The following is a 23,544-nucleotide window of genomic DNA, read 5'->3' as shown; positions in this document are numbered from 1 at the left end:
CCTAAATAGAGTCAGGACAACCGCGGAGCCAACGATGAGATACAGCCTGCCAAGCCTGAATCGCCGCCAGTTTGTTGGCGGCCTCGGCATCGCCGCTATCGGGCTCGGCCTGCCGAGGTTGGGGAATCCCGCCGCCGCTGCCACCATGCAGCAACTCACCGCCATTCCCGGCGAGGCCCATCTTCTGGAGCCGGGCCAGCCCGCGACGCGCATCTGGTCCTACGACGGCCTTTCCCCCGGCCCCATACTGCGGGTCCGCCAGGGCGAGGAGCTCGCCGTCCGGCTCCGGAACGATCTCCCTCAGCCGACCACGCTGCACTGGCATGGGATCCGCATCGACAACGCCATGGACGGCGTCGCGGGCCTGACACAGGAAGCCGTGCCGCCGGGCGAGAGCTTCGACTATCGCTTCAGGGTGCCGGATGCGGGTACCTTCTGGTACCACCCGCACAACCGATCCTGGGAGCAGGTGGCGCGCGGCCTCTATGGTCTGCTGATCGTCGATGAGCGGGAACCAAACCAGCACTTCGACCGGGATATCGCCATCGTCGCCGACGACTGGCGTCTGGGCGACGACGGACAGATCGACGAAGCCTCCTTCGGCCGGATGATGGATTGGAGCCACGCCGGACGCCTCGGCAACACCCTGACCTTGAACGGCCGGGATATGCTCGAAACGCAGGTGACGCAGGGTGAGCGACTGCGTCTAAGGCTCTGCAACACCTGCACCGCGCGCATCCTGGAACTGCGTATCGAGGATCATGTGGTCTGGCTGATGGCAGAGGACGGCCAGCCGGTCGCACCGCGCGAACTGACCGACGGCTACATCAGGCTATCTCCAGGCGAGCGCGCCGACCTCCTGATCGATATGGACCTGGGCCCGGGCAATACTGCGGCAATCACCGAAGTCAGCCGCGGCCAACGTCTGGTCGCAGGGCGGCTTGTGTACCACCCGACCGCGCGCCTGACCCGCGCCGCGCCCCTGCCGACCCCACCGCATCCGCTGCCGGCCAACCCGCTGCCGGCACAATTGGATCTCGCATCCGCTCAGGCCGTCGATCTGCTGATGGAGGGCGGCGCCATGGGCAACCTGGCCCAGGCCGTGCACAAGGGCGAAGCGATGGATATCCGCAGGCTGGTGAGCAATGGCCTCGTGTGGTCCTTCAACGGGGTCGCCGGCATGGCCGAAGCGCCCCTATTCTCGGCCGCGCGGGGCCGTACCGTGACGATGGACCTGCGCAACGACACCCGCTGGCCCCATGCCATCCATCTGCACGGCCACCATGTGCGCGTGATCGAAAGGAACGGCAAGGCCGGCAGCAGCGACGCCTGGAAGGATACCGTTTTGGTGGACCCGCTGGAGCGCGCCAAGATCGCCTTCGTCGCCGACAACCCCGGCAAGTGGATGATCCACTGCCACATGCTGGAGCACCAGGCCGCCGGCATGGCGACCTGGTTCACGGTTGAGGGTTAAACGACCGATCAGCGGTATTCCGGGTTCGGATGATCGAAGCGGCAACCGGCATCCCAGAGCGAGCGCTGATTGCCGTGCACCGGAAAGCCGCCGGCATCCTTCAGCATCCTTGCCAGATGCATCAGGTTCCACGTCAGGAAGGTCGTGTTGCGGTTGGTGAAGTCGTTCTCCGGCCCACCCGACCCGGCATCCAGATAGGACGGCCCGGGGCCGGCTTCGCCCAGCCAGGCGGCGTCGGCCTGGGGCGGGATGGCATAGCCCAGATGCTGCAGGGAATAGAGAACGTTCATCGAGCAATGCTTGGCGCCGTCCTCGTTGCCGGTCACCAGACAGCCGCCGACCTTTCCATAGTAGGCGTACTGGCCCGCCTCGTTCAGATCGCCGGAGGAGGAATAGAGCCGCTCGATCACCTTGGTGCAGACCGATGATTTCTCGCCCAGCCAGATCGGCGTCGTAATCACCAGGATCTCCGCCGCCTTTACCTTTTCGTAGAGTGCCGGCCAGTCGTCCTTTGCCCAGCCATGCTCGGTCATATCGGGGCTGACGCCATAGGCGATCTCGTGATCGACCGGCCGCAGCACCTCCACGCCGACCCCGTTCTTCTCCATGATCGTGCGGGAGATATCGATCAACCCCTGGGTATGGGACTGACCGGGGCTGCGCTTCAGGGTGCAGTTCAGGAACAGCGCCTTCAGGCCGCTGAAGTCCCAGGTTTTCTGCGCGCACCAGTTTTCCTGCAGTTCGTTCAACATGGTCCTTCGTTCCATCTCTTTTTGGTTGTCGCTTCGGATACATCTGCCGCTGGATGCCGCGATCCCCGTTGCGGTTACAACGCTACCGGCCGACTGCGCGGCAATCCACACCACCATAGCACCCTGTTTCCTCGGCCCTCCAGGCGCGCTAGGGTGTCCCTGCGGGAGTGCGACAAGCCGAATGGCAGAACAGGGCGTCTTGCAGGAAGAGCGGACTTTGTCCGAAACACCCTCTGAGGAAGAGGAACTGGTCGCAGGCCTGAGGGCCGGCAGCGACGCGCACGCGACCCGTTTCGTGCGCGCCAACGCCGGCTGGATGCGCGCCGTGGCCTTTCGCCTGGTCAGGGACGACGGCCTGGCCGATGACTGCGTGCAGGAAGCGCTGATCAAGGCGCTGCGCAACATCGGAAAATTCGAAGGCCGCTCCAAGCTGACGACCTGGCTGCACCGCATTACCGTCAACGAAGCACTTATGAAGCTGCGCAACCGCAAGCGGCTTCAGGAAGACCTGATCGACCCCCTGCTGCCGGACTTCGATGAAAATGCCTGTCGGATCGAGGCGCCCTGGACCAAACGGAGCACGGCCGAGGAAATTCTCAGCCAAGCCGAACAGCGCGAAGTCGTGCTATCAAAGATACGTGATCTGCCGGAAAGCTATCGTATCGTCCTGATGCTGCGTGACATCGAAGAGCTGGATACCGCGGAAGTGGCGGAAGCCCTGGGGATTTCGGAAGGCAACGTGAAGGTGCGCCTGCATCGCGCCCGCGCCGCCCTGAAAAAACTCCTCGAGCCGCTGCTGCGAGGAGATGCGCTATGACGCCAAGTTACGGCAGCAAAGCCTGGCGGTTCATGAAAGGGGCAATGCTGCGCAACCTGCCCCTGATGATCACCTGTCGCCAGTTCGAGGATTTCCTGCTCGACTATGTGGAAGGCAGCCTACCGGCCGGCCAACGCAGAGTGTTCGAGTTCCACATCAAAATCTGCCGCGAGTGCCGCGATTACCTGGCCGCCTACCGGGAAGCCACGAAACTCGGCAAGCAGTCTTTCGACGACCCCGCGGCCCCCTTGCCCGATGACGTACCGGAAGACCTGATCACGGCGGTCCTGGAGGCGCGGCGTTCGACGCCGGAGCCATAGTACGGAATGCCTGAAGCGAACTTGTAACCAAAGGCGCTGTTCGCCATCTGACCCCCAACCGCCATGGCGATGCATCGTTGCCGGCCGGCGGCACTGACGAGAAGCCCGTCGCAAAAAGAGGGGCCATGTCGGAGGAATGCACCAGACTGTTGTCACGCGGCCAAGCCGCGGGGCGCCGATGCATGACTTAAGAGGCCTCAGATGACCCCTGACGAGATCCTTGCCCTGCCCTCGATGCCGCCGGGCAACCCCAGCTATCCGGCCGGCCCCTACCGCTTCCTGTCGCGCGAGTACTTCGTGATCATCTATGAAAGCGATCCTGAGGCGATCCGGCGGCTGGTTCCCGAACCCCTGGAGCCCGACGGCTCCAACCAGGTCTACTACGAGTGGATCAACATGCCCGACAGTTCCGGCTTCGGGTCCTACGCGGAATCCGGTGTCGTGATTCCCTGCCGTTTCCGGGGCGAAGCGGTGAACTATACCGCGATGATGTTCCTCAACGATGAGCCACCGATCTCGGCCGGCCGCGAAATCTGGGGTTTCCCGAAGCGTTGGGGCGAACCGAACCTCAGGGTCGAAACCGACACCCTGACCGGCAGCCTGCACTACGCAGGCCAGTTGGTCGCCCTGGGCACCATGGGTTATAAGCACGAAAACCTGATCAAAGACCCGGCCAAGCGCAACGAGGCCCTGAAAAAGACCCAGGTGAACCTGAAGCTTCTGCCCTGCGTCACCGGCAAGCCTCTGGTCGCCCAGCTGGTTGCCTATAACCTGGAAGAAATCGACGTGAAATTTCACTATGGCGGCCCGGCGCGCCTGCATCTCGTCCCTCATGTGAACGCCCCGGCGGCCGACCTGCCGGTGCAGCGCATGATCGGGGGACGCCACTATAAAGCAGACCTGACGCTGCCCTTCGGACGCGTCCTTCACGACTATCTGGCCTGACGGCACAAGACATCTAGGAGACAACGCAATGACCCAAGGCAAGAATGCCATCATCACCGGTTCGACCAGCGGCATCGGCCTCGGCATCGCAGAAGCCATGGCCGCCGCCGGCATGAACGTGATGCTGAACGGCTTCGGCGACGCAGCGGAGATCGAGGCAATACGCAAGCGCCTGGCGGCGGACCATAGCGTCAAGGTCGCCTACAACGGCGCCGACATGACCAAGCCCGACGAGATCGAGGCCCTGGTCGCCCAGACCGACCGCGACTTCGGACAGGTCGACGTGGTGGTGAACAATGCCGGCATCCAGAACGTCCAGCCGATCGAAGACTTCCCGACCGCCAAGTGGGACGCCATCCTGGCCATCAACCTGACCAGCGCCTTTCACACCACCCGCCTGACCCTGGGCGGCATGAAGGCGCGCGGCTGGGGCCGCATCATCAATCTCGCCTCGGCCCACGGCCTGGTCGCTTCGCCCTTCAAGTCGGCCTATGTCGCGGCCAAGCACGGCATGCTTGGCCTGACCAAGACAGTGGCCCTGGAATCCGCGGAGCATGGCGTCACAGTCAATGCGATCTGCCCGGGCTACGTGCTGACCCCGCTGGTCGAAAAGCAGATCCCGGATACCGCCAAGGCCCGCGGCATCAGTGAGGAGGCGGTGGTCCGCGATGTTCTTTTGGGCGGCCAGCCGACCAAGCAGTTCGTCACCACGGAACAACTGGGCGGGCTCGCCGTCTTCCTCTGCAGCGACGCCGCAGCCTCGATCACCGGCGCGGCCCTGCCGGTGGATGGCGGCTGGACGGCGCAATGAGCGCTTCCGGAGGCAAAGGCCGACGCCCGATCAACCTGGCGCTCCAGGGTGGCGGTGCCCACGGCGCCTTCACCTGGGGCGTCCTGGACCGCATCCTGGAGGACGATCGCCTTCAGATCGAAGCGATCTCCGGCACCAGCGCCGGGGCCATGAACGCCGCTGTGGTCGCCGACGGTATCATGCGCGACGGCAACGAGGGAGCCCGGCAATGCCTGCGCCGTTTCTGGAAAGCGGTCAGCGATGCGGGCAAGAAGAGCCCGATCCAACGGACCCCCATCGATATCTTCATGGGCAACTGGAGCCTCGATGCCTCGCCCAGTTACCTTTTCTTCGATTTGCTGGGCCGTCTGGCATCGCCTTATGAGCTCAACCCGCTGAACCTCAATCCGCTGCAGGGTCTGGTGGAAGAGATGGTGGACTTTGAGCGGGTGCGCAGCTGCGACCGCATGAAGGTCTTCATCTCCGCCACCAATGTGGAAACCGGGCGCGTGAAGGTCTTCGACCGCCGGGAACTGACTGCGGATATGGTTATGGCTTCGGCCTGCCTGCCGTTGCTCTATCAGGCTGTGGAGATCGATGGCGTGCCTTATTGGGACGGCGGCTACATGGGTAACCCGGTGCTCTTTCCCTTCTTCAGAGGCTGCAGCTCCGATGACGTGGTGATCGTTCAGTTGAATCCCATCACCCGCAAGGGCTCCCCCAAGTCCGCCCGCGAAATCCTCAACCGGGTGAACGAGATCACCTTCAATTCCAGTCTGCTGCGGGATTTCCGTGCCATCCATTTCGTCTCCCGGCTTCTGGAGGAAGGTAAGCTGGACGAAAGCGACTACAAGAAAGTGCTGGTGCATAGGATCGAAGCCGAAGAGGAAATCAAACCGCTGGGTGCTTCCAGCAAGGTGAACGCCGAGTGGGCCTTCCTGGAACACCTCTTCGAGATCGGTTACCGCCGCGCCGACGCCTGGCTGGACGAGAATTTCCAACATCTGGGAAAACGCCCGACGGTCGACCTGAAAGCCATGTACCAGGGCGAAAACGAACACAGCCGACAGTAAAGAAAAGCGCCACGGTGCGGGCGGGAGCCGCACCGTGGCACAGGCTACCGAAGGACGGAATGCCGGGGGATCCTCCGGTGCCTTCAGAGTCCGCTTTAACCGTCGTTGCCGGAACGGTTGTTGCGGGGTCGGTCATCGTCGTCGCGATAGAACCGCTTGCCGCGCTTCATGTCCGACTGGTCGATCACACCGTCTTCGTTGCGATCCATGCGCTGCACCATCATGCCGAGCGGGCGGTTGACTTCGGCCATGGTGACCTGACCGTCACCATCGGCATCGAGCCGCTGGAAGCCGTCGACCATGCGCTCGCGCATGAAATCGAGCCAAAGCCCCTCGAACTCCGCCAGGCTCAGGGTTTCACTGCCATCGCCATCGAAAGCGGCAAACCGCTCGTCGCGCACCTGATCGATTTCCGCTTGGCTCACCGCGCCGTCACCGTCGCTGTCGAAGTAGCGCAGCATCGAGGCCATGCGGCCGCCATGGCCCCCGCCGTGGCCCTGGCTGAAGTGGGCAGAGCCGCCGTGGCCGCGCCAGCCACCGTCCGCCTGGGCGGCAACGGCGGCGGCACCGACACCGAGTACGGCAACGACGACAATCGCAATCTTGGTCGTTTTCTTCATGGGGAGTACCTCGCTATCTCAGGATCTTGGGGTTTGCTTTCGGTATCCCCTACTTAGGGTCTGCTTGTCGCAAAAGTTCACCAGCATCACCCGGCCTTTGTCATGACCTGTGCCAAGGGCGTGATCTGATACACTTCGATACACTTTTTCTGGTCGCCGAACGCGAAGCCGCCCTATAGATGAGACTGGACAGACGAGACTGGGCCTCGCCGCCGGCGGGCATCCCGAAAGGTTTTATGGATCAAACACCGCACATTCTGGTTGTCGACGACCACCGCGATATCAGAGACCTGCTTGGCAAGTATCTTGCCAAGAACGGGCTGCGGGTCAGCCTTGCCGAGAATGCCGCGGCGGCCCGCCGCGTGATGAAAACCGCCGCCATCGATCTGCTGGTCCTGGACATCATGATGCCGGGCGAGGACGGCCTGGCGTTGTGCCGCGACCTGCGGGCGAACAGCGAGATCCCGATCATCCTGGTAACCGCGATGACCGAGGAAACCGACCGCGTGATCGGCCTGGAAATCGGCGCCGACGACTACGTCACCAAGCCGTTCAACCCGCGCGAACTGCTGGCCCGCATCAAGGCGGTGCTGAGGCGCAGCACGGCCGTGCCCCGCCCCCGCGACGGCCTGGCGCACCACCGCCTGCGCTTCGACCGATGGATTCTGGATGCCGAACGGCGCGAGCTGTTGGACGAGGAGGCGGTTGCCGTCGCCCTCAGCACGGCGGAATTCAATCTGCTGTCGGCCTTTCTGAAGCGGCCCGGCGTGGTGCTTTCGCGCGAGCAACTGCTGGACCTGACCAGCGGGCGGGCGGCCCAGGTTTTCGACCGCAGCATCGACAACCAGGTCAGCCGCCTGCGCAAGAAGATTGAGACAGACGCCAAGCACCCGGTCTTGATCAAGACCGTCTGGGGCGGCGGCTATCTCTTCACCGCCGATGTGCGGGAGGAACCGTGATGCGCCTCCTTCCCCGCAGTCTGGCCGGACAGCTCATTGCCCTTCTGCTCACCGCCCTGGTGCTGTCGCAAGCCGCTACGGTTTTCATCTTTGCGGACGAACGCCGTTTTGCCCTGCGGGAGGCCAGCCGCGATCAGGTGCTGGCGCGGACCGCAACCTTGGTACGCCTGATCGAGCAGACCCCTACCGGGCTGCACGAGAACATATTGGCAGCGGCGCGCTCACGGCGCCTCGAATTCAGCCTTTCGCCGGAAAGCGCGGTTGGTCAGCCGTCGTCCGAGGCCTTGGAACAGAAACTCGCCCTCCGGCTGGGTGAGTTGATCGGCGATACCCGCGAAACCCGCGTTCGTCTGCTTACGCGTGAACCTTGGAGCCTGCGGGACTGGCATTCCCATCCGCGCCGAAGCGACGATGATGACGATGATGACGACGACGACGACAAGAAGCGCCGGCCTCATAAAAAACCGCGCGCGCCCATCAGCTTCCTGGCCTCCGTCCCCCTGGCGGACGGCAATTGGCTGAACGCCTCAACCGCCCTGCCGACCCCCTCGCGCGCCTGGGCCTGGTTTCCTCTGCTTTCCATGGGCCTCATGGCCTTGGCGATTCTGGCCATTGTGATCTTCTCGGTCCGGCGGATCACCCGGCCTCTGCGCGCTCTGTCCGGGGCGGCGGAACGCCTGGGGCGCGGCGAAAGCCAGATCCCCCTCGCGGAAACGGGTCCGGAGGAGATCCGCCGCACCACCAGGGCCTTCAATGCGATGCAGGAGCGACTGACCCGCTTCGTCCAGGACCGCACGAGGATGCTGGCCGCCATCGGTCATGACCTGCGAACCCCGATAACCGCGCTGCGACTGCGCGCTGAATTCGTGGAGGACGCGGAGACCAGACGGAAGATCCTGGAAACCCTGGAGGAGATGAGCCGCATGACCGAGGCGGTCATGAGCTTCGCCCGGGAAGAGGCGAAGGCTGAGCCGACCCGCCGCGTCGACCTGACGGCCCTTGTCGAAAGCCTGGTCGACGATCTTGCCGATCAGGGCCGGGATGTCGCCTTCGCCGCCGACGAAGCGGCAGCGAAGATCGGCTACAACTGCCGCCCGGTTTCGCTGAAGCGCGTCCTCCACAACCTGATCGAAAATGCCCTGCGCTATGCCGGCCAGGCGCGTGTCTCCCTGCGCCGCGAAGACGATGGACTTTACATCACCGTCGAGGACGACGGACCCGGCATTCCCGAAGACCAGCTCGAACAGGTCTTCGAGCCATTCGTGCGTCTGGAGGAATCACGCAGCCAGGATACCGGCGGCGTCGGCCTGGGCCTGGCCATCGCCCGCTCCATCGCCCATGCCCATGGCGGCGACCTGCACCTGGAGAACAGGCCCGAAGGCGGCCTGCGCGCCATCCTGACTCTGCCGCTCGATCCGCGCTAAGCTTCGGCCGTCGCCGGCAGGCTGCAGTCGAGATTGCGCAGCCGGCCATCGTTCAGCCCATAGACAAGACCGTGCACTTCCAGGGCCTGACCCCGGCCCCAGGCATCCTGGACGATCGGCGTTTCCGCCACCCGCTTCACCTGGGCCATGACGTTCAGTTCGCAGAGCCGGTTCATGCGCTGCGTTTGGTCGCCCAGATTCTCCAATTCCCCGGCGCAGAGCGCCGCAGTGTCACGGATCGGCTGCAGCCAGTGGTCGATGAGACCATGGCGCTGAGCTTCCACCGCAGCGTTGATACCGCCGCAGCCATAGTGCCCGCAGACAATGATCTGACGCACCTGCAGGGATTCGACGGCGTACTGGAGCACCGACAGGCCGTTCAAATCACCGGGGTGCAGCAGATTGGCTACATTACGATGGACGAAGACCTCGCCCGGCTCCAAACCGGCGATGACGTTGGCCGGTACGCGGCTGTCCGAACAGCCGATCCACAGATAGCGCGGATTCTGAATGTCCGACAGCCGCTTGAAATAATCCGGGTCCTGCTCGACCCGCTCGGTCGCCCAGTGAATGTTTCGCTGGATCAGGGTTTGAACCAAGAACGCCCCCTTTCTATCGAATCCGGAAAGCCGGCGATATGCGGCCCGCCCATGGGCCGACTGCCCAACGTTAGCCCTTCTGCCCCAGACTATCCAGCAAACGCAAGAGGTCGCGCTGATCCTCCGGGCTGAGGCCGGCCAGGGTCTCGCGGGAAATCACCGGCCCGATGGCCACCAGTTCGCCTGCCATCTCATGGCCGTCGCGGGTCAGTTGCACCAGACGGCGGCGTCCATCGGCCGGATCGGTGCGCACGGCAACGAGTCCGCGCTGCGCCAGGCGCTGCACCACGCCCAGGACGGTGGCCGGATCCATGGCGGCGATTTCGCCGAGCTTGGTCTGGGCCAGCTCGCGGTTCTTCAACAGGGTGACAAGCACCGAGAACTGCTGCGGCGTCAGGTTCCGGGCGCCCATGCGCGCCTGGAAAACGTCGCTGGCATACTGGTGCGCCCGGCGCAGCAGAAAGCCGATCTGCTGCTCCAGCCGATAGTCGTCGCCGTCGGCCTCGGTGGCCTGGGGCGGCGTGGGGACCTTCACCTCCGTCATCACACCAGCTCTGCCAGGGTCTCGGCGGGCGGCGTGTTGCGTGAACGCCGGCAGCGGATCACCCCGTCGATGATCACCATGGAGATACCGGGAATATCGCCCAGACGCACAGATTCCAGCAGGGTCTTCCCCGCCGTGTGCTGCGCGCGGTCCATAATCACCAGATCGGCGGCCCGGCCGACTTCGATCAATCCGCAGTCCAGGTCGCGCATCCTGGCGGTGTTGCCGGTGGCAAAGCAGAATACGGTTTCCGCCGGCACCTCCCCCACCGCCGACAGCAGCGCAATCATCCGCAGAATGCCGAGCGGCTGCACGCCGGAGCCGGCCGGCGAGTCGGTGCCCAGGATGATCCGCTCTGGCTGACCCAGCTCCATGGAGGTGCGCATGGCAAAGAGCCCCGCCAGTTCGTTGCCGTTATGGACGATCTCCACCGCCCGGCCGCAGCTCTCGCAGAGGCAGCGGATCTGATCCAGCGGCAGGGCCGTGTGTCCGCCGTTGATGTGGCCGATGACGTCCGCATCGGCCTCCAGCACCACATCGGCGTCGATCAGGCCCGAGCCGGGGATCGAGGGTCCGCCGGTGTGGATGGTGCTCTGGATGCCGTACTTGCGGGCCCAGGCGACCATCTGCTTGGCCTCCTCACCCTGCTTCACGCCACCCAGGCCGACTTCGCCGAGCAGCTTCACACCGGCCTCGGAAAGCTCCTTGAAGTCTTCTTCCACCATGCCTTTTTCGATGACCGGCGCGCCGGCATGAACCTTCACGCCGCCGGGCCGAAGGTTGGAAAAAGACCGCTGGGCGGTGATCGCCAGGGCCTTCAGGCCGACGATGTCCTTGGGCCGGCCCGGCAGATGTACCTCACCCGCGGAGATCATGGTGGTCACGCCGCCGTTCAGGAAACTGTCGATCCAGGAGATCTGGTTCTGGCGCGGCGTCCAGTCCCCGATGACCGGATGAACGTGACTGTCGATCAGGCCGGGCGCCACCGTGGTGCCCTTGGCATCGACGATAACAGCGGCATTGCCGGTATCGACCTCCGCCGCCTTGCCGACCTCGGCGATCCGGCCGTCCACCACGACCAGACAGTCGGCATCCAGGATCGGTTTTTCAAGATCACCGGAAAGCAGAAGGCCGATGTTCTTCACCACCAGCTTCTCGCCGCCTTGCTTTGCGCTCATGATATCACCCGTCCGTTCACGCGTTTTCCCGTTCGTCTAAACCGCCAGGTACTGCTGGCGGATCTCGGCGTTCTCTTCCAGTTCCCGCATCGTGCCCGAAAAGCGGATACGCCCGGTTTCGATGACATAGGCGCGGTCGCTGACCAGAGAGGCGAAATAGAGATTCTGTTCCGACAGAAGGATCGGCAGGCTCTGGCCCTTGATCTGCTGAATGACTTTGATGATCTGCTCCACCACAACAGGCGCCAGGCCCTCCGAGGGTTCATCCAACAGGATGCAACCGGGATTGCCCATCAGGGTACGGGCGATGGTCAGCATCTGCTGCTCACCGCCGCTCAGGGTGCCCGCCGCCCGGTGCCGCGCCTCGGCCAGATTGGGAAAGAGATCGAAGAGGTCGTCGACCTGCCAGCGCGGCGCCCCGTCGCGCGGCGGTTGGCGGCCGGCCTCCAGGTTTTCCTGAATCGTCAGGCGGGCAAAGACACGGCGTTCTTCCGGCACATAACCGATGCCACGCCGCGCGATGCGGTAAGGCGGCTCACCGAACAGCTCGTCGCCGCCGAACCGGATGCTCCCCTGGGTAACTTTCACCATCCCCATGATCGACTTGATCGTGGTCGACTTGCCGGCGCCGTTGCGCCCGATCAGCACCACGATCTCCCCCGGGGAAAGCGACAGAGAAACGTCGGAGAGGATGTGCGCCTGGCCGTAGTAGCTGTGGATCTTCTCTATGGTCAGCATCGCTTAGCCCTCCGCCCGGCCGTAAATCTGGCCTTCGCCGAGATAGGTCTTCAGGACCAGAGGATTGCTGCGGATCTCCTGTGCCGTGCCCTCGGCGATCAGCGCGCCGCGGCTGAGCACGATGATGCGGCCGGCATGACCGAAGACGATGTCCATGTCGTGTTCCGTAAACAACACCGAGAGGCCGAGGTCGCTCACCAGCCGGGCCGCCAGGCCCATCAGCTCGATGCGTTCGCGCGGCGCCATGCCGGCGGTCGGTTCGTCCATCAGCAGGACCCGGGGTTCGTTACCCAGCGCGACCGCCAGCTCGACCCGCTTCAGATCGCCGTAGGAAAGCACGCCGCAGGGCCGGTCGGCTTGCGCTGCCATGCCCACCAGATCCAACAGAGCCAGCGCCTTGTCCCGGTGGCGATGCACCGCCGTCCTGAACAACGAGAACAGCTCGCGCCGCTGGCTCATCAGCACCATGGCCACGTTCTCCGCCACAGTCATGGAGGGGAAGGTGGCGGTGATCTGAAAAGTGCGCCCGACGCCGCGGCGCCAGATATCCGCCGGGCTGCGGCCGATCAGTTCCTCGCCGGCCAGACGCACCGACCCGCTGTCCGCCCGGATTTGCCCATTCAGCATGTTGAAGCAGGTGCTCTTGCCGGCGCCGTTGGGGCCGATCAGCGCCAGCAGCTCGCCCTTAGCCAGATCGAAACTGACGTCGTTGACGGCCTGTACGCCGCCAAAGGCCTTGCTGAGGTTGCGGATCGAAAGGCTCGGTTGCTCCGCCGCCCTGGCTGTTGCGGTGTCGCTCATGCCGGGCGCCCCTCATCCGCCTGCTTCGCTCTCCCCGCCGACCCCGCCTCCAGCTTCAGGTAACGGCCGAGGTGATGCTTGGCCGCGCCTGCCAGCCCTTGCGGGAACAGCAGGACGAGGGCGACGATGGTCAGACCCAGCAGCAGGCGCCAATACTCGAAGGTGATCAACTCGTCATGCAGGTAGGTAAAGGCGGCCGCCCCGACAAAGGGCCCGGAAAGCGAGTCCACCCCGCCGAGCAGCACCATCAACAGCGCATCGAAAGAACGCGGGATGGACATTTCGTCGGGGAAGACCGAGCCTTTGGAAAAAACGAAGAGCCCGCCGGCCAGGCCGGCCATGGCACCGGCGAAGACAAAGGCCGCCAGTTGCTGGCGCTTGATGTCGATACCGATGGCGGCCGCCCGCAGGTTGGAGTCCCGCGTCGCCCGCAGACCGTAACCAAAGGGCGCGAAGACGACCCGGCGGATCAGGAAGATGCCGCCGGCAGAGATCGCCAAGGCCAGAAGATAATACACCTGGGTGCCGGAGGCCCAGGCGGACGGCCAGATCCCCAACAGCCCGTCATCGCCGTTGGTGAGATCCGACCACTGGAAGACGACCGACCAGGCAACCTGGGCGAAGGCCAGGGTCAGCATGGCGAAGTAGACGCCGGAAAGCCTGACGCAGAACCAGCCGATCACCAGGGCCAACAGCCCGGCCCCCAGGGGCGCCAGCAACAGCGCCAGCTCAAAAGGGGTCGCCGCATAGGTCACCAGCAGAGCCGCCGCATAGGCGCCGCCGCCATAGAAAGCGGCATGGCCGAAGGAAACCAGACCGCCGGTACTCATGAGAAAGTGCAGGCTGGTGGCAAAGAGGGCCAGCACCAAGACATCGGTGATGAGGACGAGATAGAACTCCTCGACGATCAAGGGCGCCGCCAACAGCAAAGCCAACAACAGACCGATGAAAATCTTGTAATGCGGGCCGGCAGGGCGCAGTGCCTGTTCAACACCGACTTCCGTTTTGTGACCGCCGCTTTCCGGCCGGCCCAGCAGGCCCGTCGGGCGCACCACCAGGATCACCGCCATCAGGATGAACATCAGCACCAGGGTGCCGCTCGGCCAGATCAGGATACCGAAGGTGTTCAACAATGAGATCAGGACCGCCGCCAGAAAGGCCCCGAAGATGGAGCCCATGCCGCCGACCACCACGACCACGAACATCTCGGCGAGAATGCCGAAGTCCATCAGCAGATCGGCACCGCCCTTGGGCAGCTGGATGGCGCCGCCCAGACCCGCGAGCATGGAACCGAGCACGAAGGCGCCGGTGAACAGCAGTGACTGGTTGACGCCCAGCGCGCCCACCATCTCGCGGTCTTCGGTCGCCGCGCGCACCAGGATACCCCAGCGCGTGCGGTTGAACAGCAGCCAGAGGGCAGCCAAAACCAGCGGCCCGACGCCGATCAGCACGAGATCGTAGACCGGCATGGGCGTGCCGAAGATACGCACGATACCGGTCAGGCCGGGCGCCCGCGGCCCCAGCAGATCCTCCGGGCCCCAGACCCAGAGCGCAGCGTCCTGAACGATCAGGATCACACCGAAGGTGGCGATGAGCTGGAACAGCTCCGGTGCTTTATAGAGCCGGCGCAGGATGACGAATTCGACCAGCAAACCGACAAGACCGACCGCCAGGGCGGCCAGCAGCAGGGCGACCCAGAATCCGATGGCCCCGCCGCCGACCTCGCGCACGAAAGTGTAGCCGAAGAAAGCGCCGAGCATGTAGAACGAGCCGTGGGCGAAATTCACCACCCGGGTCACGCCGAAGATGATCGAGAGCCCGGAAGCAGCCAGGAAAAGCGCCGAAGCACTCGCCAGCCCGCTCAGGAACTGTACCAGATAGACACCCATAAAAGACCTACTGCACCCGGTGGGAAAGCGACCGCCGCCGGGGCTCCGTTCGGCCCCGGCGGCGGCGCAGGCGTATCATCAGCTACCGTCGGCAGGGCGCAGCTTGCGCACTTCCTCGTCACTGGGCAGATAGGCCGCCCCGTCGCGATAGCTCCAATCGACCATGACCCCCTTGCCGTCGCGCACATCGGTCAAGCCGACGAAGGCACCCATGGTGGATTGATGATCGATGGCCCGATAGGTGATCGGTCCCACCGGCGTATCGAGGCTGAGACCCTTGAAGGCATCGACCAGGGCCTCGGTGTCGGTACTGTTAGCTTTCTCCAAAGCCGCCGCAATGGACAGCAGGGTATTGTAGCCGACCAGGGAGCCGACACGCGGATAGTCGTTGAACTTCGCCTGATAGTCATCGACGAACTGCTTGTGCGCCGGGGTGTCGATTTCGGACCAGGGATAGCCGGTGACGATCCAGCCCTTCGGCGCTTCCGCGCCCAGGGGGTCGAGGTACTCAGGCTCCCCGGTCAGCAAACCCAGGACCGTACGGTCATTGAACAGCTCCCGCAGAGTTCCTTCACGCACGAACTTGGTGAGGTCGCTGCCGAAGGTGACATTGAAGATGCCGTCGGGCTTGGCCGCCTCCAGCGCCTGCGATTCAGCCGCCGCATCGATCTTGAAGAGCGCCGGCCACTGTTCGCCGACGAATTCGACATCCGGCTTGCGGGCTTTCAGGATCTTCTTGAAGGCCGCCACCGCGTCCTTGCCGTAAGCGTAGTTCGGCGCGATGGTGGCCCAGCGCTTGGCATCGCTTTTCGCTGCGGCTTCAGCCAGCATGGCCACCTGCATATAGGTGCTGGGCCGCAGGCGGAAGGTGTAGCGGTTGCCCTTTGCCCAGACCAAGGCATCGGCCAGCGGTTCGGCGGCCAGGTAGAGCCGCTTCTTCTGATCGGCATAGGCGCTGAGCGCCAGACCGACGTGGGAGAACAGCGAGCCGGTGATCATCACCACGTCTTCCTTGGCGAAGAGCTCTTCGGCGTAGCGCACCGCCTCGCCGGGCTTGCCCTGGTCGTCGCGCGAGATCAGTTCCAGCGGCTTGCCCATCACACCACCAGCCGCATTGATCTGCTCGATGGCCAGCTCGGCGCCCTGACGGTAGGGAATGGTAAAGGCGGGCAGACGTTTGTAGCTGTTGATATCGCCGATACGGATCGTATCCGCCGCCCCGGCCGTCCCGCTAAACGTAACGGCGGCGGCAAGCGCCGCAAAGGTAACCAGTTTTCTCAACCCCATCTTGGCCTCCTTGTTTTTTGTGTCGTGTTGTTTCTTAGAGTTAGTCTTGGTGGACCACGGCTGTCAGCGCAGACCGTCCTCCCCCTTTACTTCGTCAGTCGTCAGGCCGCCGATCCGCGGCAGCGGCCGGCCGGAATCCGTCACCGCGATGGCCACCACGATTTCGCCATGGCGCGGCGCATCGGGCACCCGCACCTCCATGGCATCGAAATGGCTGCGCACGTAGGCGGCATCCTTGTGGCCCAGGGGCACATCGATGACGGTGCCGAGCCCACCCATCTTCTTCGCCGAAGGCACCAGCGCCGCGCCCTTCTCCACCGCCTGACGCAACGGCTTACCCATGCGCGGATGCAGGATCGCCGCGGCGTGTTCCAATTCACCGCCTTCGCCGACGATGGCCGCCTTGCCGTAGCTTTCGATCGCCGAAGGGGCGACGCCCAGAGCCGCGACCGCCTTCTCGCCCAAAACCCGGCCCAGTTCCTCCCCGGCCTGCATCAGTACTTCGAGATCGGCCTCGTAACACCCGGCAAAGGGATTCTCGATCACAGCCAGGGCGGCAGCCCGGCGCGTCGGCGGCGCGATGTCCCGGCCGATCTCCTTGCAGGTTTCCTCGACCGTGACGACAAACTTGCGCACCTTGACGCTCATCTGAGGCCATCCTCCCCTTTTACATCTTCGGCCCGCAGACCGCCCATGCGGTCGTGAATCCGCCCGCCGGTGGTCATGACCAGGATCAGCACCAGCTCATCGGGGCGCGGTCCGTCGGGCACCCCGACCTCCAGGGCGCTGAAGTGGCCGCGCACATAGGCGGCGTTGATGTGGGTGATCGGCACGTCGATCCGCGCGCCGACCGCACCGACCTTTTTGGACGAGGGGACGATGGCCTTGGCATCGCCCAGCAGTTCGCGCATCGCATAGCCGCCCGGCACATGCCAGAGCGCGCCGTGTTCCAGCTCACCGCCCGCGCCGACGATGGTCGCCTTGCCGTAGCCGGAAATCGCCGCCGCGTCGCCGCCCAGGGCATCGATCAGGCGTTGCGCCATGGCGAGGCCGAAAGGCTTCAGCTCCTCCATGAAAGGCTGCAGTTCCTCGACATAGCGCCCGGCAAAGGGATTGTCGATCACGGCCGAGACCGAACCGACGAGCAGCGGCGCCGCCGGCGGCGGACCGCCCTCGTGGAGAATTTCCTCCACCGTCGTCTGATACTTGCGCACATCCACAGACATGAACTCTCCTTCTTTCTCTTAAGCTGCCGCCAACAGACCGCCAGGGGCTTTTAGGCCGCCGCCAGCAGGCCGCGGGGCGCCGCAACCACCTCCACCTCGCCGCGCAGGAACAACACTGCCGCCTCGATCAAACCGCGAGACCGCATCTCTTCCGCCGCCGCCGCACCGCGGCCAAGCGCGGACCGCAATTCATCCAAACTCAAATCGCCGACCTCCAGCGTCACCATCTTACCCTGCAGATCGCTCTCCGGGTCGACTTCCTCCACGGGGCAGCGGCGGATCGCAGAATGTCCGGGCAGGTTGACGGCGTTGGCCAGCAAGGTCGCGGCGACATCGGCCGTCGCGGCATCCTGCGCAAAAACCGAAACCGCATCGGCGATGCCCAGGGAAAAGCTGCGCCCACCCTGACCCAGCGTCGCACGGCCCGAGGTTGCGATGCCGCGGACCGGCATATCGGCGCAAACCACCGCCCGTCCGGTCAGGCGCGGCACCTCAATCTCCGCCACCAGGCCGCAGGCGAGGCTTTCGCCCGGCGACAGGTGCAGCGCAATGTCGCCACCGTCGTTCACATAAGCCCGCCGCAGATCGGCAACCGCGGTCATGGCGGAGAGTATATGATCGGCCACCGCCCCCGCGACAGCCGCCATCGGCGTCACAAAAGCCGGGCGATGGGCGGCGCAGGCGCGCTGCATGCGCCGGGCGACAGCGCCCTTCAGGCCCGGCGGCGCCCCGCAGAGGGGATGCCTGAGCAGCGGCAGCTCGTTCACGAGATCCGGCAGCACATCCTGAAAAACCGCCGCCGCCGCCGCATAGGCCTTACGGATCTCGGCTTGATCGCCGAAAGCCTCGATGATCAGGTCGATCGGCCCCTCGTGCAGATGCAGGCGGCCGTCGGCCAGGTTTCGGGCCTGAATCGATTCGCGCATCACGGCTTTCCCCCAGCACTGCCGGGCCGCAGCGGCCAAGGGTTTTCCGCCCTGTGTTCGGTCATCTGAATGCGCGCGCCCGCCCCGCTTTCCCTCAGCACCTCTTCCAGCGGTTGGACGAAGTCCATATGCCCGCCCAGTTCCGCGTAGGTCTCGTAGGGCATGGTGAATTCGATGGGACCGACGATGGCGGGCGTCGGCACGTAGCCGAAGGCGTTGTCCGGCATGGCCAGGGCGTCGACCATGATGGTGATGCCTCCGCCGGGCCAGACGTAGACCGGCGCGCCGCCGGCGGTCACCCGGGTGAGCGAGTCTTTCACCGAGCGGGTCAGGCGCACCGGGTTCTCGGTCGCCCCGGCCCGCAGGCTGCCGCCGGCGCCCGCCATGAACAGCACGGAGGAGAGTGCCGGTTCGCAGTTCTCGCCGATGCGGTCCACCACGGTCTGGATCGGTTGCGGCATCTCGGCTTCGCGCGGCTTCAGGTCCTCGTCCAGTTCGAACCAGGCGGCATGTTCGCCGGTGGTGCTGACCATCAGCAGGCGCAGGCCCGGCCAGGCGATATTGGGATCGATCTTCTCGACGATGGCCAGGGGCTCGCTGATGTTGGTGCCGCCCCAGCCGGTCCCGGGCTCGGCCACCTGAAAGTAGCGCCCGGGGGTCGAGCGCCGGCCGCGCACGCGCAGGCCGCTGGCCGGCATATCGAGGAACTTGCCCGCCTGGTGCTCGGTCAGAACGCCGGTGATGTGATCGTCCACCACGATCACCTCGTCGGCATGGCCGAGCCACTGCTGGGCGAAGATGCCGATGGTGGCAGAGCCGCAGCCGACGCGCATGCGCTCCTCGGTCACGCCGTTGATCACCGGGGCCCTGCCGGCCTGAACCTCCACCCGCGCGCCGCCGTCGATCTCCAGCTCCACCGCCTGCTTGTTGCAGAGCGACAGCAGGGCCTGGCAGGTGACATTGCCCTCTTTCTTGCTGCCGCCGGTCAGATGGCGCACACCGCCTAGCGCCAGCATCTGCGAGCCATATTCCGCCGTGGTCACATGACCGACCTGCTCGCCCTTACAGCGCACCGCCGCCTGTTCCGGCCCCAGGTGGCGGTCGGTATCGATCTTCACCTTCACGCCGCAGTAGCTGAAAATCCCTTCGGTCACCACGGTGACCATGTCAACGCCCTCGGCCTTGGAGGAAACGATGAAGGGGGCGGGCTTGTAATCCGGGTAGGTGGTACCGGCGCCGATCCCGGTGACGAAAGCGTCACCGCCGGAGACCAGACTGCCGTCCCATTCGGCGCCCGCCGCCGGGCTGGCCAGAAAAGGCACCAACTCCTCATCGCGCTCAGCCGCCTGACGCGCCAGGACAAAGGGGTCCATGCGCACCAGCATATCGCCGACGTTGCCGTAGCGTCCGCAGGCACCGGTTTTGTCAGGCCGGATGCGGCAGAGCACCGGGCAGGCATCGCAGACCACGACATCCGCGCGGTCGCTGCGCCTGGTCTCGGTATTGCCCTCAGCTTCGCTCATATACCGCCTCTCATTAATACCACGATCCCTAAAACCCCGCCGCGCGCAGCGCCGCGCGCACCCGGTCGGGCGTCGCCGGTGTCTCGCGCAGCCTCACAGCGGTCGCCTGATAGACGCCGCCGAAGATCGCCGGCGCCGTGGCGATCAGCGAATGCTCGCCCACGCCCTTGGCGCCGTAAGGGCCCAGGGGTTCCGGGTCCTCGATCAGGATAGACTTGATCTCCGGCATGTCGCCGATGGTCGGGATCAGATAGTCGTGCAGATTCTCGGTGCGCCCGGGCAGGTATTCCTCCATCAGCGCCAGCCCCAGCCCCTGGGCGATGCCGCCGTGGATTTGCCCCTCCACCAGGGTCGGATTGACCGCACGGCCGACATCGTGGGCGGCAATCAGGCGCAGCACCTTCACCGTGCCCAGCTCGACATCGACCTCCACCTCGGCGATCTGCGCGGCGAAGCCATAGGTCGCGTAGGGGTCGCCCTGACCGTGTTCGTCGAGCGCCGTGCTCGGCGGATCGAAGGTGCCGCTGCCGCGGACCACATCACCGTTCTCGCCCAGAGGCAGATGGGCCAGTTCGATGGTCCGCACATCGACATCGTCGCTGACCAGGATACGGCTGCCGCTCAGCTCCAGGGTCGCGGCCTTGCCGGCATTGGCGAGGCGCAGGATCTTCTGGCGCAGATCGCGGCCGGCCAGCTCCGCCGCCTTGCCGGAGATAAAGGTCTGGCGCGAGGCCGAGGTCTTGCCGGCATCTGCCGTCAACGCCGTATCGCCCATCACGACGTGGATCAGGTCGGCGGGCAGGCCAAGGCCGTCGGCGGCGATCTGCGCCATCACCGTGTTACTGCCCTGGCCGATATCGACGGCGCCGTTGTAGAGCGTGATCTTTCCCTGGCGGTCGATACCCAGGGAAAGCGTCGAGGGGTTGGACATGGATGTGTTGCCGCAGCCATACCAGACACAGCCGATCCCCACGCCGCGCCGCAGCCGACCACTCTCTGCATTGAATTCCTCAGCGGCTTGGCGCAGGGCCTGCCAGTCCGGGCGCAACGCCTCGATGCATTTGTCCAGGCCGACGGAGGCCTGCAACACCTGACCGGTCGCCGTCGCCTGCCCGGCCCGGATGGCGTTCAGGTAGCGAAACTCCAGCGGGTCCATGCCGATCTGCTCGGCCAGATCGTCCATCAGACCTTCATTGGCCAGGGCCGCCTGAGGCACACCGAAACCGCGGAAGGCACCTGACGGCGGGGCATTGGTGAAACGCGCCTCGGTATCCGCCAGCACGTGGGGGATGACGTAGGGCCCGCTGCAGTGCACCGGCACCCGGTCGGAAACCGTGGGCCCCCAGGAGGCATAGGCCCCAGTATCGAAGATGCCGTGGAACCGCAGCGCCGTCAGTTTGCCGTCGCGGCGGCAGCCCAGCCTGGCGGTAATGCGCGAGGGGTGGCGCTTGGTCGAGGACATCATGGATTCTGGCCGGCTGTACTCGCCGCGCACCGGCCGGTCGAGCCGCCAGGCCGCCAGCCCGACAAGCGGTTGGATGGAGAGATCCAGCTTGCCGCCGAAACCGCCGCCGCAAGCTGAGGGAATGATCCGCACTTGTTCTTTATCCAGGCCAAGGACAAGCGCCGTCTCGTCGCGGTCCATGTAAGGGGCCTGGGTCGTCGCCCAGATTTCCAGTCGATCGCCGCGGCGCAGGGCATAACCGGCTTCCGGTTCGATATAGGCGTGCTCGATGAAGGGCGTGGCGAAGCTGCCCTCGGCCACCACCTCCGCCGTGGCCAGGGCCGCCTCGGCGTCGCCCTTGTCCACATGGCCACGGGCCAGAACATTGTCCGGGTGCTGGGCGTGGACCTGGCGACCGTCGACGGCATCGGCGACCCAGCAATCGTCCAGGGCGTCCTCGACCTGCCAAGTGATCGGCAGAGCCTCTTCGGCAAGCGCCCAGATGGCGGCGCGCTCCCCCACCAGCGCCAGAACAGCCTCGCCGCGATAGCGCACGACGCCGTCGGCCAGCACCGGCTGGTCCTTCAGGGTGGGATAGACGCCAAAGGCATTGCCGGGAACGTCAGCCGCGCTCAGCACCGCCGCCAGCCCCGGCGTATCGGCGACCAGTTTCGGAAGATCCCCCAGCGAGAAGGTTGCACGGGCGTGGGGTGAACGGATGACGCGCAGCCAAAGCGCATCCTCCGGCGCCGTGTCGGCGCCGTAAAGCTCAGCGCCGTTGATCTTGGCGGCACCGTCGGTCTTCACCATGCGTGCGCCGACCGCCGCCCCCGCTGGCGGCACAACGGCCTGTTGCGGCTGTCCCAGCGAACAGACCGCCTCGACGATTTTCTGGTAGCCGGTACAGCGGCAGAGCACCCCGCCCAAGGCGTCCTGCACCTGGACTTTATCGGGTTGCGGATTCTTTTTCAGAAGCGCCGCAGCGGCCATCAACATGCCGGGGGTGCAGATCCCGCACTGCGCCGCGCCATGTTCCAGGAACTCCTGCTGCAATGCCGCCATACGCGGCAGTTCCGAGAGGCCCTCGACCGTCGTCACCGCCTTGCCCGGAAGCTGGCCGCAGGGCAGCAGACAGGCGCAGAGCTGTTCGCCCTCCACCAGCACCGTACAGGCACCGCAGTCCCCGGCATTGCAGCCGACTTTTGTGCCGGTCAGGCCCAGGCGATGGCGCAGGGTTTCGCTCAAACGTTCGCGCGGATCGACCTCCAGGCTGACCTGCCGGCCATTGACCGAGAAAGCGACCGTCGCCAGTGTCATCTCGCCGTCTCTCATACTGCAGCACCGGTTTGAGATTGGCGGGCAAGCCGCTCCAGGCTGCGCCGCACAAGCTGGGCCGCCGCCTCCATGCGGTATTCGGCACTGCCACGCACATCGTCGATCGGCGACAGGGGGCTGAGATGAGCGGCCGTCACAACCGAGGGCAAGCCGCTATCCAGCGGCTTGCCGAGCAGCGCTTCCTCCAGCGCCGACAGGCGGTGCGCGGTGGCGGCGCAGGAGCCGACGGCCAGACGCGCCGTCGTGATCCGCCCGGCATCGTCGTGTTCCAACAGGCTCGCGACCATGACGATGGAGATCACCAGATACTTGCGGGCGCCGAGTTTCACAAAGTCGCTGCAGGCCGCGCCGGCGGGCTTCGGAAGATAAAGCGCGGTGACCAATTCATCGGGCCGCCGCGCGGTGCGGCGGTTGCCGAGGATGAAATCCGCCAGCGGCAGGCAACGGCTGCCGGCCTGGGAAGACAGCTCAACCTCCGCCGCCAGGGTCAGCAGCGGCGGCACGCCGTCGGCGGCGGGCGAGGCATTGCAGAGGTTGCCGCAGAGCGTTCCGGCGTTCTGGATCTGAACGCCGCCGACCTCTCGCGCCGCCAGCTTCAATCCGTCGAACATGGGGGGCAGCGGCGCGGCGATGACATCGCTCCAGGTGGTCAGGGCGCCGATGCGATAGCGATCACCGAGTTCGGCAATACCGCGCAGTTCGTCGAGGGCTGTGATATCGAGGACTTGATCGTCAATCGCGCGACCGACGCGCGCGGGATAGAAATCCGTACCCCCGGCAAGAACCGTATAGCCGCCGTCCGCCAAAGCGCCGACCGCTTCCTCAAGCCGCTGCGGGCGAAGGTAAGACCCCACCTGCCACACTCCCCGATCTGCTGAGC

At 65.1% G+C, this 23,544-nt stretch carries 23 protein-coding genes; 8 read left to right on the top strand and 15 right to left on the bottom strand.

Annotated elements, in window-relative coordinates; translation table 11 throughout:
* Nucleotides 1–34: 34 nt before the first annotated feature.
* Nucleotides 35–1,474, top strand: coding sequence for a multicopper oxidase family protein (locus HBA54_RS15610; protein ID WP_167226210.1), 1,440 nt, complete (start codon nt 35–37; stop codon nt 1,472–1,474).
* Between the two features lie 8 nt (nt 1,475–1,482).
* Here HBA54_RS15610 and HBA54_RS15605 read toward each other — a convergent pair whose 3' ends face one another.
* On the bottom strand, nt 1,483–2,226 hold the full coding sequence (locus HBA54_RS15605; protein WP_167226208.1) for a flavodoxin family protein: 744 nt from the start codon (nt 2,224–2,226) through the stop codon (nt 1,483–1,485).
* A gap of 181 nt (nt 2,227–2,407) precedes the next feature.
* Here HBA54_RS15605 and HBA54_RS15600 point away from each other — a divergent pair, with 181 nt between their 5' ends.
* The 5 genes from HBA54_RS15600 (at nt 2,408) to HBA54_RS15580 (ending at nt 6,171) form a co-directional block, all read left to right on the top strand.
* Nucleotides 2,408–3,043, top strand: coding sequence for an RNA polymerase sigma factor (locus HBA54_RS15600; RefSeq protein ID WP_167226206.1), 636 nt, complete (start codon nt 2,408–2,410; stop codon nt 3,041–3,043).
* Entirely contained in the window at nt 3,040–3,363 is a 324-nt protein-coding gene (locus tag HBA54_RS15595; RefSeq protein ID WP_167226204.1) for an anti-sigma factor family protein, read from the top strand. Before HBA54_RS15600 ends, HBA54_RS15595 begins: the two co-directional genes overlap by 4 nt.
* A gap of 201 nt (nt 3,364–3,564) precedes the next feature.
* Nucleotides 3,565–4,308 (top strand): acetoacetate decarboxylase, encoded by a 744-nt coding sequence (locus tag HBA54_RS15590; RefSeq protein WP_167226202.1) that lies wholly within the window; start codon nt 3,565–3,567, stop codon nt 4,306–4,308.
* A gap of 28 nt (nt 4,309–4,336) precedes the next feature.
* Entirely contained in the window at nt 4,337–5,119 is a 783-nt protein-coding gene (locus tag HBA54_RS15585; protein WP_167226199.1) for a 3-hydroxybutyrate dehydrogenase, read from the top strand.
* Nucleotides 5,116–6,171, top strand: coding sequence for a patatin-like phospholipase family protein (locus HBA54_RS15580; protein ID WP_167226197.1), 1,056 nt, complete (start codon nt 5,116–5,118; stop codon nt 6,169–6,171). The genes HBA54_RS15585 and HBA54_RS15580 overlap by 4 nt, the downstream gene beginning before the upstream one ends.
* A gap of 95 nt (nt 6,172–6,266) precedes the next feature.
* Here the strand turns inward: HBA54_RS15580 and HBA54_RS15575 are convergent, their stop codons facing one another.
* A complete protein-coding gene (locus HBA54_RS15575) occupies nt 6,267–6,791 on the bottom strand; it encodes an EF-hand domain-containing protein (protein WP_167226195.1) in 525 nt (174 codons plus the stop codon).
* A 236-nt stretch (nt 6,792–7,027) separates the two neighbouring features.
* On the opposite strand from HBA54_RS15575, the gene HBA54_RS15570 reads away from it, so the two are divergent.
* A complete protein-coding gene (locus tag HBA54_RS15570) occupies nt 7,028–7,750 on the top strand; it encodes a response regulator (protein ID WP_167226193.1) in 723 nt (240 codons plus the stop codon).
* Entirely contained in the window at nt 7,750–9,174 is a 1,425-nt protein-coding gene (locus tag HBA54_RS15565; RefSeq protein WP_167226191.1) for an ATP-binding protein, read from the top strand. The genes HBA54_RS15570 and HBA54_RS15565 overlap by 1 nt, the downstream gene beginning before the upstream one ends.
* Here HBA54_RS15565 and HBA54_RS15560 read toward each other — a convergent pair.
* The 13 genes from HBA54_RS15560 to HBA54_RS15500 form a co-directional block, all read right to left on the bottom strand.
* Nucleotides 9,171–9,773 carry a carbonic anhydrase gene (locus tag HBA54_RS15560; protein ID WP_167226189.1) on the bottom strand — a complete coding sequence of 201 codons (603 nt, stop codon included), beginning with the start codon at nt 9,771–9,773 and terminating at the stop codon, nt 9,171–9,173. The genes HBA54_RS15565 and HBA54_RS15560 overlap by 4 nt on opposite strands.
* A 70-nt stretch (nt 9,774–9,843) precedes the next feature.
* The gene (locus HBA54_RS15555) at nt 9,844–10,317 is read right to left on the bottom strand and encodes a MarR family winged helix-turn-helix transcriptional regulator (RefSeq protein WP_167226187.1); all 474 of its coding nucleotides are present in this window, start codon (nt 10,315–10,317) and stop codon (nt 9,844–9,846) included.
* Nucleotides 10,317–11,495, bottom strand: a complete 1,179-nt coding sequence (locus HBA54_RS15550) for an amidohydrolase family protein (protein WP_167226185.1) — start codon at nt 11,493–11,495, stop codon at nt 10,317–10,319. Before HBA54_RS15550 ends, HBA54_RS15555 begins: the two co-directional genes overlap by 1 nt.
* Nucleotides 11,496–11,531: 36 nt before the next feature.
* Nucleotides 11,532–12,233, bottom strand: a complete 702-nt coding sequence (locus HBA54_RS15545; protein WP_167226183.1) for an ABC transporter ATP-binding protein — start codon at nt 12,231–12,233, stop codon at nt 11,532–11,534.
* A 3-nt stretch (nt 12,234–12,236) separates the two neighbouring features.
* On the bottom strand, nt 12,237–13,034 hold the full coding sequence (locus HBA54_RS15540; RefSeq protein ID WP_167226181.1) for an ABC transporter ATP-binding protein: 798 nt from the start codon (nt 13,032–13,034) through the stop codon (nt 12,237–12,239).
* Nucleotides 13,031–14,923: an ABC transporter permease gene (locus HBA54_RS15535; protein ID WP_167226180.1), complete on the bottom strand. Its 1,893-nt coding sequence runs from the start codon at nt 14,921–14,923 to the stop codon at nt 13,031–13,033. Before HBA54_RS15535 ends, HBA54_RS15540 begins: the two co-directional genes overlap by 4 nt.
* Nucleotides 14,924–15,001: 78 nt before the next feature.
* Entirely contained in the window at nt 15,002–16,210 is a 1,209-nt protein-coding gene (locus HBA54_RS15530) for an ABC transporter substrate-binding protein (RefSeq protein WP_167226178.1), read from the bottom strand.
* Between the two features lie 63 nt (nt 16,211–16,273).
* Nucleotides 16,274–16,858, bottom strand: coding sequence for an amino acid synthesis family protein (locus HBA54_RS15525; RefSeq protein ID WP_167226176.1), 585 nt, complete (start codon nt 16,856–16,858; stop codon nt 16,274–16,276).
* A complete protein-coding gene (locus HBA54_RS15520) occupies nt 16,855–17,436 on the bottom strand; it encodes an amino acid synthesis family protein (protein WP_167226174.1) in 582 nt (193 codons plus the stop codon). The genes HBA54_RS15525 and HBA54_RS15520 overlap by 4 nt, the downstream gene beginning before the upstream one ends.
* Nucleotides 17,437–17,486: 50 nt before the next feature.
* Nucleotides 17,487–18,362 (bottom strand): UPF0280 family protein, encoded by an 876-nt coding sequence (locus tag HBA54_RS15515; protein WP_167226172.1) that lies wholly within the window; start codon nt 18,360–18,362, stop codon nt 17,487–17,489.
* Entirely contained in the window at nt 18,362–19,885 is a 1,524-nt protein-coding gene (locus HBA54_RS15510; RefSeq protein WP_167226170.1) for a 6-hydroxynicotinate reductase, read from the bottom strand. Before HBA54_RS15510 ends, HBA54_RS15515 begins: the two co-directional genes overlap by 1 nt.
* Nucleotides 19,886–19,913: 28 nt before the next feature.
* Nucleotides 19,914–22,646 (bottom strand): molybdopterin-dependent oxidoreductase, encoded by a 2,733-nt coding sequence (locus tag HBA54_RS15505; RefSeq protein WP_167226168.1) that lies wholly within the window; start codon nt 22,644–22,646, stop codon nt 19,914–19,916.
* A gap of 11 nt (nt 22,647–22,657) precedes the next feature.
* Entirely contained in the window at nt 22,658–23,518 is an 861-nt protein-coding gene (locus HBA54_RS15500) for an FAD binding domain-containing protein (RefSeq protein ID WP_167226166.1), read from the bottom strand.
* Nucleotides 23,519–23,544 lie beyond the last annotated feature (26 nt).

The sequence above is a fragment of the Pelagibius litoralis genome (assembly GCF_011683915.1).
GTDB lineage: Bacteria > Pseudomonadota > Alphaproteobacteria > Kiloniellales > Kiloniellaceae > Pelagibius > Pelagibius litoralis.
The sequence above is the reverse complement of the archived record's forward strand: the minus strand, read 5'-3'. Positions and strand labels throughout refer to the sequence as shown.